Source organism: Collinsella sp. Sow4_D11 (assembly GCF_052116465.1).
Classification (GTDB): domain Bacteria; phylum Actinomycetota; class Coriobacteriia; order Coriobacteriales; family Coriobacteriaceae; genus Collinsella.
Genome location: NZ_JBQKLA010000079.1, coordinates 1 through 447, shown reverse-complemented (window position 1 = coordinate 447; position 447 = coordinate 1). Strand labels below are relative to the sequence as shown.

Below are 447 nucleotides of genomic sequence, written 5' to 3'. Positions count from 1 at the left end.
GGGTTGCGCTTCGCGAACTCGCGGGAGACCACGATGATACCGGCGAACTTCACCGGGGCCATCGTCTTCGTGGTGAGAGACACCTCGGAGACCGGCTTCATGCCCATCTCAGCGGTGTAGCCGACCTCGAAGCCACCCTCGTACTGCGGGATCACGTACTCACCCATGTTCATGGGCGTGCCGCCCTTGAGCTGGCCGACGACAGACTGCTCGAAGCCCTTGGCGAGCTGCGTAGCACCCCACTCCTTGGGGAGATCGACCTTCATACCATCGATAGTGACAGCCATGCGAGTGCCTTTCTAGGTTGGTGGAATGCCTTGGTGGTCAGGCTCCGAAGAGAGCCCGAGCCATCTCTTCACGGGAGTCGCTGCCGCCGCTGCCGCCGCGATTCCCGTTCGTGGACCCCTTCACGCCGACGCGCCGCGTCGAGCGGTCGCCGTCGTCGTC

The 447-nt window shown here is 64.0% G+C and carries 1 protein-coding gene; it reads right to left on the bottom strand.

What is annotated here, in order from left to right; all coding sequences use genetic code 11:
• Positions 1-287, bottom strand: a 287-nt coding sequence (locus ACTQ40_RS10610) for a hypothetical protein (protein ID WP_441564132.1), incomplete at its 3' end; no start/stop codon positions are given.
• Positions 288-447: the final 160 nt, after the last annotated feature.